At 60.8% G+C, this 10,275-nt stretch carries 10 protein-coding genes; 1 reads left to right on the forward strand and 9 read right to left on the reverse strand.

Going from position 1 to position 10,275, the window contains the following annotated elements; all coding sequences use genetic code 11:
* Positions 1-186: 186 nt before the first annotated feature.
* The 6 genes from ABCN01_RS09335 to ABCN01_RS09360 all read right to left on the reverse strand — a co-directional run bounded on the left by ABCN01_RS09335 (position 187) and on the right by ABCN01_RS09360 (position 6,389).
* The gene (locus tag ABCN01_RS09335; RefSeq protein ID WP_342997043.1) at positions 187-630 is read right to left on the reverse strand and encodes a GatB/YqeY domain-containing protein; all 444 of its coding nucleotides are present in this window, start codon (positions 628-630) and stop codon (positions 187-189) included.
* A 54-nt stretch (positions 631-684) separates the two neighbouring features.
* On the reverse strand, positions 685-1,905 hold the full coding sequence (locus ABCN01_RS09340; protein ID WP_342997042.1) for a peptidylprolyl isomerase: 1,221 nt from the start codon (positions 1,903-1,905) through the stop codon (positions 685-687).
* Positions 1,906-2,122: 217 nt separating this feature from the next.
* Positions 2,123-2,587 carry a PTS sugar transporter subunit IIA gene (locus tag ABCN01_RS09345; protein ID WP_342997041.1) on the reverse strand — a complete coding sequence of 155 codons (465 nt, stop codon included), beginning with the start codon at positions 2,585-2,587 and terminating at the stop codon, positions 2,123-2,125.
* A gap of 179 nt (positions 2,588-2,766) precedes the next feature.
* Positions 2,767-3,468: a phosphoribosylglycinamide formyltransferase gene (gene purN / locus ABCN01_RS09350; protein ID WP_342997040.1), complete on the reverse strand. Its 702-nt coding sequence runs from the start codon at positions 3,466-3,468 to the stop codon at positions 2,767-2,769.
* On the reverse strand, positions 3,458-4,561 hold the full coding sequence (purM, locus tag ABCN01_RS09355; RefSeq protein WP_342997039.1) for a phosphoribosylformylglycinamidine cyclo-ligase: 1,104 nt from the start codon (positions 4,559-4,561) through the stop codon (positions 3,458-3,460). The genes purN and purM overlap by 11 nt, the downstream gene beginning before the upstream one ends.
* Positions 4,562-4,718: 157 nt before the next feature.
* Positions 4,719-6,389, reverse strand: coding sequence for an amidophosphoribosyltransferase (locus ABCN01_RS09360; protein ID WP_342997038.1), 1,671 nt, complete (start codon positions 6,387-6,389; stop codon positions 4,719-4,721).
* Between the two features lie 285 nt (positions 6,390-6,674).
* Here ABCN01_RS09360 and ABCN01_RS09365 point away from each other — a divergent pair, with 285 nt between their 5' ends.
* Positions 6,675-7,904: a putative ABC transporter permease gene (locus ABCN01_RS09365; protein WP_342997037.1), complete on the forward strand. Its 1,230-nt coding sequence runs from the start codon at positions 6,675-6,677 to the stop codon at positions 7,902-7,904.
* Between the two features lie 90 nt (positions 7,905-7,994).
* Here ABCN01_RS09365 and ABCN01_RS09370 read toward each other — a convergent pair whose 3' ends face one another.
* From ABCN01_RS09370 to purE, 3 genes are all read right to left on the reverse strand, one after another.
* Positions 7,995-8,414 carry a molybdenum cofactor biosynthesis protein MoaE gene (locus ABCN01_RS09370; protein ID WP_271737783.1) on the reverse strand — a complete coding sequence of 140 codons (420 nt, stop codon included), beginning with the start codon at positions 8,412-8,414 and terminating at the stop codon, positions 7,995-7,997.
* 64 nt (positions 8,415-8,478) lie between these two features.
* Positions 8,479-9,477 carry a class B sortase gene (locus ABCN01_RS09375; protein ID WP_342997036.1) on the reverse strand — a complete coding sequence of 333 codons (999 nt, stop codon included), beginning with the start codon at positions 9,475-9,477 and terminating at the stop codon, positions 8,479-8,481.
* Between the two features lie 36 nt (positions 9,478-9,513).
* Positions 9,514-9,978, reverse strand: a complete 465-nt coding sequence (gene purE / locus ABCN01_RS09380; RefSeq protein WP_006235810.1) for a 5-(carboxyamino)imidazole ribonucleotide mutase — start codon at positions 9,976-9,978, stop codon at positions 9,514-9,516.
* Positions 9,979-10,275: the final 297 nt, after the last annotated feature.

Raw genomic sequence — 10,275 nt, forward strand, 5'->3', positions numbered from 1 at the left:
AAGCCGTTTGTCTCCACCCGCGTAGCGGGTGGTTTAAAGCTGGCCGCTGCGCGGCCAGCAGACTAAAGTCTTGAATGAAAGGGCGCAGACCTTATGGTCGCGCCCTTGAAATTGAACGTCAGATTGCCGTGTGTACGGGTTTGCAGCGTCGAGCCGTTACGCGGTTTGGTAAAACCGCGTAACAAATTACGCAAGCTTTGCGCCGACGATCTTTGCCGCTGCCGGCTTATCGAAGTTGCCGCCGGTAACCTTGCCCAGAGCGCCCATGACCTGGCCCATCTGCTTCTTAGAGGTCGCGCCCAGCTCGGCGATGACCTGCTCGATCAGGGCCTCGAGTTCCTCACCCGAAACCTGCGCGGGCAGCAGGCTCTCCAGAATCTTGACCTGCTCGGTCAGGTTGTCGGTACGCTCCTGGTCGGTACCGGCCTTAATGGACATCTCCAGCGTCTCACTCGTCTGCTTAATTAGACGCTTGATCATGTTGTTGACGTCTTCCTCGGTCACATCGCGACGCTCGTTGACCTCGATATTCTTCACCTCGGCCTTAACCTGGCGAATGATAGACAGGCGAACCTTGTCCTTGGCCTTCATGGCCGCAATCATTTCCTTCTGCAGCTCTTCGTTGGTCATCTGCATATCCTCCTCAATAGCGTGGGCGGTACTCACGCGGGCACCGCCCCATGATTACTTAGTCGTCGACGAATCGTCGGTCGAACTCTTGGTGACGCCCTTCAGGCTGACGTTGTACGGCACGTCCTTGGGCATGGGGTTAACGGTGATGTCGGCGTCCTTCTTGTACTGCTCCAGCCACTCGCTGTACGCAGTGCTTGCCGCCTGCGTCTTCACCACGTTGGAGACGTACTTCTTGATGTCCTTGGGCACCTGCTTAATGTCATCGACCTGATTATCGACATGGAAGTAGTCGGTGCACTTGATGATGTGATAACCATAGGTCGACTCGACGACGTCGCTCACATCGCCCTTGTTGAGTCCCTCGAGCGCCGCCTGGTAGCTGTCGACGAAGGTGGCGAGCTTGTCCCAGCCCACATCGCCCTTCTTCTCCTTGGAGCCGGTGTCCTCGGAGTACTGCTCAACGGCGTCCTCAAAGCTCAGCTCACCGGAGTTGATCTTGTCCAGGCACTCCTGCGCCTTGGCCTTGGCGGCAGCCTTGTCCTCGTCGGAAGCGTCGGAATCAACCTTGATCAGGATGTTCGACGAGCGACGGGCGTCGTTGTAGCTGGACAGGTTTTCGTTGATGTAATCGACAATCTCGCTGTCCTTGGGCTTGCTCGTGGGCGCGACGGCATCCTTGAGTTTCTGCTGCGCCAGGCTCTCCTTGAGCGAGTCCTTGTAGGTGTCCTCGGTGTAGCCGTAGGTCTTGAGGGTCTTCTTAAAGGTCTTGGCGCCGCCCGCACTCTTGCACGCGTCCTTCCAAGCCTTCTCGACCTCCTCGTCCGACACCGTCACGCCGTTCTCCTTCTGTGCCTGCTGAAGCAGAATCTGCTGCGTGTAGGAGTCGATGAGTTGCTTGCGATACTTCTTGGGCGTGAGGTCGTTGTCGACCAGATACTGCGCCCAGTCCTTGTCCTTGGTGTAGCCGTAGGACGTGCGCATGCTCATGATCTGCTTGGTCACGGTGTCCTCGGTGAGGTTGGTGCCGTTGATAGTAGCAGCCACACCGCCGGTAAGCTTGTAGCCCGAGGTATCCTCTGCCTGCGACATAAGGCCGGAGCACGCCATGGCCGAGACGGAAAGCAGCATCGCCAGCACGCCGATGACCACCAGAACGATCTTGACGGTCTTAGACACGTACGTCTTGCGCTGCTTCTTACGAGAGCTGGAGGCAGCGCGAGCCTGCTGCTCGGGCGTCGGCGCGGCCTCGGAGTTCTTTTTCTTATTTGCCATGTTTGGCCTTTCGCGTCACGAATCGAACAAACGCCATTGTGTCACAACGCAGCCCCCGCGGCACGCTTGGCACATGGGGGACAAGTTAATCTGCACCATTTTGGTGCAAAGGGGACAGATGTGGCACTTGGGGACGTTCCTTTTCTGCCGGCAGTTAGGGACAGTCCCCAAGTGCCGGCAGAAAAGGAACGTCCCCAAGTTCCGGCTCAGCCCCACCTTAGAAGTGGCGGCGAATGGCGTCGACCATGCCCTGGGGCGTGGTCTGGCCGAGCACGTCGGCTGCGGCATCGGCGTCCATAAAGATGTTCATGAGCGCCCGCAGGGCCTCGACCTGGCCGCCCGGCTCGGCAATACCCAAATTGATGACGATCTGCGCCGGCACCGGAGCGCCCATGCCAGCCATAGCGTTAAATGTCACGGGCGCGGCGGGCTTCACCACCGCGATATAGGGCTTGGCCACAAACCCCGGATCGGTATGCGGAATGGCAATGTTTGCCGCCGGCATGGCAAGGCCCGTGGGATAGGCATCCTCGCGCGTGAGAACGGCGTCGAGCCAACCGTCGGCAATGTAGCCGCGCGGGGCAAGCTCGCCCTCGAGCCGCGCAAACACCTCATCCGGCGTTGCACACTCCCAATCAAAAAACACCAGCTCAGGCGTAAACAGCGCTTCGTTATCCGCCATGCGCTCACCTCTCTCACCTAGTCACCTGGGACGTTCTTTAACGACTAGTCATTCAAGAACGTCCCCAATGACTAGTCGTTAAAGACCGTCCCCGATGACTACCCAAAACAAAAGGTGGTCACGCGCGCCTTGGCGCCAATGACCACCCTGACTACTCGGCTAAATTGTACTGTGCGCCGCTAGCCGCGAGGCGCGTCAATTGCGACCTTGCCGCTCTCCAGCACGTGAACGCGGCCGTCGGCGAGCATCTGCACGACCTCGGGATACAGCACGTGCTCAATCGCGTGGATGTGCTCCTCGAGTGTGTCGACATCCCAGCCTTCCTCGACAGTCAGCGCGCGCTGGGCGATGATGGGGCCGTTGTCGTAGATCTCGTTGGCAAAGTGCACGGTCACGCCGGTCACCTTGACACCGCGCGCAAACGCGTCGTCGATCGCATGGGCACCGGTAAAGCTCGGCAGCAGCGCCGGATGCAAGTTGACCACGCGGTTGGGAAACGCCGCCAGCAGCGGCGTGTGCACCATGCGCATGTAGCCGGCCATGACCACATACTCGCAGCCGCGCTCGAGAAGCTCGTGCGCGATGATCTCGTCGGCGGCAATAGGGTCTGCATAGACATCCTTGGACAGCGTGAGCGTCTGGATGCCCGCGCGCTCAGCGCGCTGCAAACCCTTAGCCGAAGGACGGCTCGACACCACAAGCTCAATCGAAGCGTTGAGCTTGCCGGCGGCGATCAGATCGATCAGCGCTTGCAGGTTGGTACCCGAACCGCTGATGAGCACACCGATCTTGAGCGGCTCGGCCGTATCGGTGCCGGTCGGACGGGTATAGGGCACAAAATCCAGGCCCTCGGCAGCAGCCATCTGCTCGTTAGCGCTCATCGGAGTACACGACCTTACCGGAGCCCTCGACGCACTCGCCCACGCGGAACGGCTTCTCGCCCAGCGCGACCAGAGCCTCGGTCACCGCGGCCTCGTCCTCGGGGGCGACGATCAGGCACAGGCCAACGCCCATGTTGAAGGTCTTGCATGCCTCATTGGGCGCGAGCTCGGCCTGGCGCGACACGTAGGTGATGACGGGCGGAACGTCCCAGCCCATCTCGGCACCGTTGCGGGTGACCACAGCGTCGACGTCGTCGGCGAGCGCGCGGTTGAGGTTCTCGGTAATACCGCCGCCAGTGATGTGGGCAATGGCATGAACGTTGGCGCCATCGCGCAGCAGCTCCAGAATCGGCTTGACGTAGATGCGCGTGGGAGCCAGCAGGGCGTCTGCCAGCGAAGCGCCGCCGAGCTCCTCGAGCGGACGGCTCAGCTCCTCCGCCTTAGCGGCGGCCTCGGGCGTGCCCGGCTTAATGCCGTCGACGCCGATGACCTTGCGCACGAGCGAGTAGCCGTTGGAGTGCACGCCGGTGGAAGGCAGGCCCAGGATCACATCGCCGGGGCGGACGTTTGCGGGATCGAGCATCTTGGGACGGTCGACGACGCCCACGGTAAAGCCGGCGAGGTCGTAATCGGCGGGGGCCATGACGCCGGGGTGCTCGGCCATCTCACCGCCCACGAGCGCGCAGCCCGCGAGCTTACAGCCGTCGGCTACACCCTTGATGATCTTTGCCATGTGCTCGGCCTCGATGTGACCGATGGCAACGTAGTCCAGGAAGAACAGCGGCTCGGCGCCCGAAGCCAGAATGTCGTTGACGCACATAGCGACCAGGTCCTGGCCCACTGTCTCGTGACGGTCCATGATCTGGGCGAGCACGAGCTTGGTGCCCACGCCGTCGGTGCCGCTGATCAGGATCGGGTCTTCCATATCCTTAAGTGCGGCGGCCGAGAACAGGCCGCCGAAGCCACCGATACCGCCGATGACCTCGGGACGGTTGGTGTCCTTAACCATCTGCTTAATAGCGTCGACGGCGCGGCCGCCCTCGGCGGTATCGACGCCGACGTCCTCATACGTCACATGTTTGCTGTCGCTCATCTGAGCCTTCCTCTCCCACTACCGTGGCGCCGCGCGGGCGCCAAACGGTGCTCATAGTTGCGTTCATTTCGGTGCACGCCATAACAGCACGCGCCGTCATATCAACAAAACAGCAGGTAAAACCTACCAAAATAAACCTGTCCCCACATGGCAGGTTTTAGGCCTCGCCGTGCTCCTCTTCCCAGCTGCGGTCGTCGTATTTCTCGACCACGGCGTCGTCGTCAAAGTGCAGCGGCTTGTCCAGGTTGCGGGGCTTAAAGCCCTCCATAAACTTGTCGCGGCCAAAACTCTCGGGAATCGCCACGGGGTAGCGGCCGGTAAAGCACGCATCGCAGTAACCGCCCTTGGGCATGACCTTAAGCAGGCCCTCGACCGAAAGGAATGCCAGCGAATCGGCGCCGATATACTCGCAAATCTCATCGACCGTCTTGTTGGCGCTGATAAGCTGCGACTGCACGTCGGTATCGATGCCGTAGAAGCACGGCCAGATGACCTCGGGCGAGTTGATGCGGATATGAATCTCCTTGGCGCCGGCGTTGCGCAGCATCTTGACGAGCTGCACCATGGTGGTGCCGCGGACGATGGAGTCGTCGATGACGACCAGGCGCTTACCCTCGATGTTGTCGCGCAGCGGGTTGAGTTTCATACGCACGCCCATGGCGCGCAACTCCTGCGTAGGCTCGATAAACGTACGACCCACGTAGCGGTTCTTGATGAGGCCCTCGCCAAAGGGAATACCGCTCTCGTGCGAATACCCCTCCGCGGGCGGCAGGCCGGAGTCGGGCACGCCGATAACCAGGTCGGCCTCGACGGGCTCCTCATGTGCCAGCTGACGACCCATGTCATAACGGCAGGCGTAGACGCTCTTGCCGTTCATGATGGAGTCGGGGCGAGCGAAGTAAACCTGCTCAAAGATGCAGTTAGCAGGCTCTTCGGCGGCAGGCACGCCCTGCTCGGACACAAGGCCCTCGGCGCTGATGCGCAAAATCTCACCGGGACGGACGTCGCGGACGTACTCGGCGCCCACAATGTCGAGCGCACAAGTCTCGGAGGCGACGACCCAGCCGCCGGCGCGGGTGACACGGGTGGTGGCGTCGACCGTCGCGGCGCCGTCCTGCGACGGCAGCTTCGAAACGGATGCGGCATCGGCCTGGTCCAGGCCCTCGTCCACCAGCTTGCCCAGCACGAGCGGGCGAATGCCGTGCGGATCGCGGAATGCGTAGAGCGCCTGCTCGTTGATGAGCGTCATGGCGTAGCCGCCGCGCACGAGCTCCATGGTCTTGCGAATGCCCTCGCGCGGATGGCCTGTACGCTGGGTAAAGTAGCCGATGAGTTTGGTCGCGACCTCGGAATCCGAGTTGGAGAGGAACGGCACGCCCAGCTCGATCAGCTGGCGGCGCAGCTCGTCGGTGTTGACGAGGGTGCCGTTGTGCGCGAGCGCGATAATGACGCTATTGATGGTAGAGAGGTGCGGCTGAGAGGCTTCCCAGCTCTTGGCGCCGGCGGTGCCGTAGCGCACGTGACCCACGGCCAGCTGACCGGAGAGCGTCGACAAGTCGGCATTGGAGAACACGCGGTCGAGCAGGCCCAGGTCCTTGCGGACCATAACCGTACCGCCGTCACCAACAGCGATTCCCGCCGATTCTTGGCCACGGTGCTGCAGTGCACGCAGGCCAAAGTACGTCAGTCGAGCCACGTCGCGATCGGGCGCCCAGACACCAAAAACGCCGCATTCCTCATGCAGCTGGTCGGAATCCGGATCATACGTCGACATGGCGTTCACCTGTCCCGCGGCGCGCTCGGCCGCGAGGATGGTTTCTTGAGACATGGCATCCCCTCAGAGCCTCGTATTTTGGCGTTACCCGCCTTATTATACGCACGGCGCGACACGCTCCCCAGCGCATGAGCAGCGCTTTTTAAAAGCCCACCGAGCTAATAATCCGTTTTGCGGCCAAACATTTTATCGGTCTGTCCAGTGCAAGCACCCGCGCTCCCAGATGGCCGCCGCGTCCACCGTTGGGGATTACAAAGTTGCAATTGGGACGTTCGTCCTGTCTTATGGCTGGTCGGCGGCGTATCCTTATAACCTACAACAAAGCGAGAAAGGTTCTGTATGGATCGAAACGAACTCGACCCCAGCGTCCCCAGCGCCACGGAGGTCAAGAAGATTCCCCTCGTCATTAAGGTGTACGCCGTCCTGTGCATCCTGTCCGGCGTGGGCACGCTCCCGTCGGTCGCTGCCTTTATGTGGCGTGTCATTACCGCGCTCATCAGCGGCAACGCCGCCGAAAAGCTCGGCGACAACACGCTCGTCGCAGTCGGCCTTATCGTCGCCGGCATCATGCTCGCTGCGGCAAGTGCCGTCATCCTAATCATCTTTGGCCTGGACCTTATCAAAAACCAGCGCCGCAACGCCGCCCGCCTGTCCTACATCCTTATTGCATTCACCGTCGTCGAGCTTTTGGTCGACGTGATGCTCCAGGGCATCGGGCCCTTCCTGCTGCGTCCCGCGATCCAGCTCGGCATCCTCGTTGCACTTTCGACAACCGTCGACCCCACGCTGCGCCAGGAGCGCGAACTGCAGCGCCGCCTGCAGGAGATGCTCGACCGCGACGCCGCCGCGGAGGGCATGCTCGGCCGCGATGAAACCGGCGAGGGCTACATCAAGCTCAACTACTTCAACCTGTTCTGGGTATTCCTCGTCTGCTGCGTGCTCGGCCTGATCGCCGAGGACATCTGGCACATGACGGTCGACGACCCAGGCGTCTACCAGGACCGCGCCGGCATGCTGTTTGGTCCTTTCAGCCCCATCTATGGCTTTGGCGCCGTACTCATGACCATGGTGCTCAACCGCTTCTATAAAAAGAACCCCATCATCATTTTCCTGGTAAGCGCTGTGCTCGGCGCGAGCTTTGAGGTGTTCGTAGGCTGGTTTATGCAGACCTCATTTGGCGTGGTCTCGTGGAGCTACTCGCACATGAAGCTGTTCGGCATGCCCGACCCACTCGCCGTCCTTACGGGCGGACGCACCTGCACGGGCTTTGCCTGCCTGTGGGGCCTGGGTGGCCTTATCTGGATCAAGCTGCTGCTGCCGAGGCTGCTCAAGCTCATCAACATGATTCCGTGGAAGAGTCGCTACTCGGCTACCGTCATCTTTACCGTCATTATGCTGGTCGACGGCGTCATGACGCTGCAGTCGCTCGACTACTGGTACCAGCGCGTCAACGGCACGGAGCCGGATATTCCCGTCGCGCAGTTCTACGGCAAGTATTTCGATAACGACTACATGGAGAACCGCTTCCAGAGCATGACCATGAGCCCCAAGGATGCGACGCGCGTGTAGCGTCCACCGCGCCCAAAACGCAAAATGCCCGCCGGTATCACACGTACCGGCGGGCATTTTTATAAACGAGCCTTCCATCGACGCAAGCCTCTACGCCTCGCGCTCGACCTCACTCACGCATTCATTCTTGATGGTGCCAACGAGCGCCTGCAGCGCATCGACCACGTGCGGGCGAATGTCCCCGCCGATGAGCACGAGCATGATGTCGTCACCTACGGCAAGCTCGCCGCTTGCCAGCCACACGCGCACATAGCCGATACCCGGCATCGCGCGCGTCGCCTCGATGGCGGCCTGTACCTTGCTGGCGTCGTAGCCGAACACCATGCCGCCCACCTTGTGGCCCGGCGCCACGCCATCGGTCTCGACACCGCGCGCCTCGGCCTTGGGCGTCGCGCGCACCACACCGTTATGTGTCAGATACATACCGCACGCAGGTGCCGACGAATCGGCCTTGGCCTCGCGCAGCCAAGCATCAACCGAAGGCATCGTTTTGCCATTCTCGAGCATCATTTCCCCCTTACCGTCGTCGAGTAGCCAATTTGGAACGGGGCTTTTTTAGCTACTCTCGAACAACTTATTCCTCGACCGGCGTGAGCACCATGACAGCACGCGTGTTGCTCAGCGATAACGAACGACAGGTCACAAGCGTTACGACCTTGGTTGCCGAAGCGGCACGATCGGTGGCATCGCTCGCCACGGCAGAGGCGCCGTCGAGCATCTCGGACAGGTGATTCTTCAGTCCGTCATCGCCCTCAAAGTTGGGCGTGCGCGCCTTGGCATACGTGTCCTCGACCACCTTGGTCGCCAGCGGGCGCAACTTATACGTCGCATCGCGCGTGATGTAGTACACGTATTCCATGCTGTCGAACGTCGCCTGATCGGTCGTATCCGAAATCACGTTGAACATCGAACCGTCGTTCATATGATGACCGTAAATCGTGGTCTGCTGATCCACCATGCCCGGCGCGGTGTCGTCGCTATCCAAGAAGATGGCCCCCGAGGCATTGGCCGTACCGTCAAACAGCGTGTTGAGGTACTTGGAGTTGTTGTTGGTTTGCACCACGGGGTAGTTGATGTTGGTGCCGGGCGCGTAAATCCAACCCACAACCTCGGGATTTGTCTGAGCAAGCGCATTGAAGTCGATAATCGGCACGCCGCTGGCGTCCTTGTCACTCACATATTGCTTTTCGATTTTTTGATACGACTCGCTCGCCTGCTTGTAGCCAATCTGCGCGTTGATAAAGATGGCGGCTGCAGCAACGATCAGGCCAATGCCGATGATGATGAGCAGTATGGGAATGACGGAGCGGCGCTTTTTGCGCGGCGGTTCGGTATAGCTCGATGGCGCGGCATGCGCCGAAGAGCGAGGTGACTTCTTGGCCGTACTGTATGACGAAGGACGATATGCAGCCGGCGTATCCTGACGGCGATGCTTCGCCGGCGTCACGGGGCGCGGCGCGCGCGGCTGTTGAGGAGAGGATGTCCGACCCTGCTGCGGCGCGCGGGCTGCTCCCGACTTGGCTGAATCGGGAATCCGAGAAGCCGAAAAACGCTTTCCCTGATAGTCGGACATGGCTCTCCTTATGCTGCAAATGGACTGGCAGAGCGCTTAGGCGTCAGCCATCTCCTGCTTCATCTTCTCGATAACCTTGCGGTACTCGGGGTCGCAGGCGCCCAGGATCTGCGTGGCGTAAATGGCGGCGTTCTTGGCACCGTTGATGGCCACACAGGCAACGGGCACGCCCGAAGGCATCTGCACCATCGACAGCAGCGAGTCCATACCACCCAGATCACTCGTCTTCATAGGCACGCCGATGACCGGCAGCGGCGTAAACGCAGCCACGACACCGCCCAGGTGAGCAGCCTTGCCGGCGGCAGCGATAATCACCTTGATGCCGCGGTCGGCAGCGGTCGAGGCCCACTCATGGACCTTCGCCGGCGTGCGGTGCGCACTTGCAATCACGAGCTCATAGGGCACGCCCAGTGCCTCGAGCTCGGCGGTGCAGCCTTCCATAACGCCCAGATCGGACTTGGAGCCCATGATGATCCCGACAACCGGCTTTTGATCTGCCATAAACAAAGACCTCCTGTTGAGAGCGGCGACGCGGCGGATCCGCGACCCTTAACTACTGAGAGTAGTATAGCTGCTCCCGTCCCTGCGGTCTGTGGGTGCTCTGCGGCGGCCCGGTGTTTTCATCTTCACTCCGGTTGCTGCGCAAAGTCGTTCAGATGAAAACACCGGGCCGCCGCAGAGCACCTTCGACCTACCGGGGATTGCTATGACGTACGTTAGCTGAAATCAGAACCACCCTTAAAAAGGGTGGTTTGCTCTTAGGGTATAACCCACGGGCCCCGGGCTCGCGTCTAAAGG

The organism is Collinsella aerofaciens, assembly GCF_039062365.1.
Taxonomy (GTDB): domain Bacteria; phylum Actinomycetota; class Coriobacteriia; order Coriobacteriales; family Coriobacteriaceae; genus Collinsella.

Coding starts and splice junctions, on each gene's coding strand:
- ABCN01_RS09375 (WP_342997036.1), bottom strand. CDS start 9,477: ATGTCCGACTATCAGGGAAAGCGTTTTTCGGCTTCTCGGATTCCCGAT.
- ABCN01_RS09370 (WP_271737783.1), bottom strand. CDS start 8,414: ATGATGCTCGAGAATGGCAAAACGATGCCTTCGGTTGATGCTTGGCTG.
- ABCN01_RS09340 (WP_342997042.1), bottom strand. CDS start 1,905: ATGGCAAATAAGAAAAAGAACTCCGAGGCCGCGCCGACGCCCGAGCAG.
- purM (WP_342997039.1), bottom strand. CDS start 4,561: ATGAGCGACAGCAAACATGTGACGTATGAGGACGTCGGCGTCGATACC.
- ABCN01_RS09345 (WP_342997041.1), bottom strand. CDS start 2,587: ATGGCGGATAACGAAGCGCTGTTTACGCCTGAGCTGGTGTTTTTTGAT.
- purE (WP_006235810.1), bottom strand. CDS start 9,978: ATGGCAGATCAAAAGCCGGTTGTCGGGATCATCATGGGCTCCAAGTCC.
- purN (WP_342997040.1), bottom strand. CDS start 3,468: ATGAGCGCTAACGAGCAGATGGCTGCTGCCGAGGGCCTGGATTTTGTG.
- ABCN01_RS09335 (WP_342997043.1), bottom strand. CDS start 630: ATGACCAACGAAGAGCTGCAGAAGGAAATGATTGCGGCCATGAAGGCC.
- ABCN01_RS09365 (WP_342997037.1), top strand. CDS start 6,675: ATGGATCGAAACGAACTCGACCCCAGCGTCCCCAGCGCCACGGAGGTC.
- ABCN01_RS09360 (WP_342997038.1), bottom strand. CDS start 6,389: ATGTCTCAAGAAACCATCCTCGCGGCCGAGCGCGCCGCGGGACAGGTG.